1 protein-coding gene is annotated in these 548 nt (G+C 57.3%); it reads right to left on the bottom strand.

Going from position 1 to position 548, the window contains the following annotated elements:
• The coding region (locus NPS47_RS25345) for a contractile injection system protein, VgrG/Pvc8 family (protein ID WP_274297441.1) at positions 1-452 on the bottom strand (452 nt) is incomplete at its 3' end.
• Between the last annotated feature and the right edge of the window lie 96 nt (positions 453-548).

Genomic DNA, 548 nt, shown 5'->3' with positions numbered 1-548 from the left:
TTTTCGAAGTATTGAGTGCAGTATTCGCGCACGGGGCTGTTGCGAACATGGAAGCTATAGGCATCGGCTTGAATGCCATGTCCCTGGAGCACCTGGGCGATGATCTGCGGCACCGTCAGGTGCTGGAAAATCCGCTGGTTGTGGCTGAACTGCAAGTAGTGCAGCGCCGGGACCAGGGTCAGGTGGTAGCGGGTCAGGCGTGTACCGGGCTCCTCCACCCGAACGTCTTCGATGCGGCCATGCAGCCCTTCCCCGTTCAATCCGAAGCGCAGAAACGCCGGTTGACTGAGCAGGCTTTCAAGATCGAAATCGGGGTACTCGCTGACCAGTTCAATGTGGATCGCGTACAAGGTGCTGATGGCTTCCGTGCCGTTAAACGCCAGGACCTTGAAGTCGTGAGGGACCGTAGGAATGAGTAGTTCGAATTGCACGCTATTGGCCGGTGCAAACATAGGCTTGTCCTTAAGCGAAGCGTGAAAGGGATGGGCACACGCATGGCCAGCCCAAGGCATTAACCATGCGGTGCGTCGATCACAGAGCCTTAGCCC

The organism is Pseudomonas putida (assembly GCF_028682475.1).
GTDB lineage: Bacteria > Pseudomonadota > Gammaproteobacteria > Pseudomonadales > Pseudomonadaceae > Aquipseudomonas > Aquipseudomonas putida_AG.
Note: the sequence above shows the minus strand (reverse complement) of the source record. Positions and strands in the feature narration are given on the sequence as shown.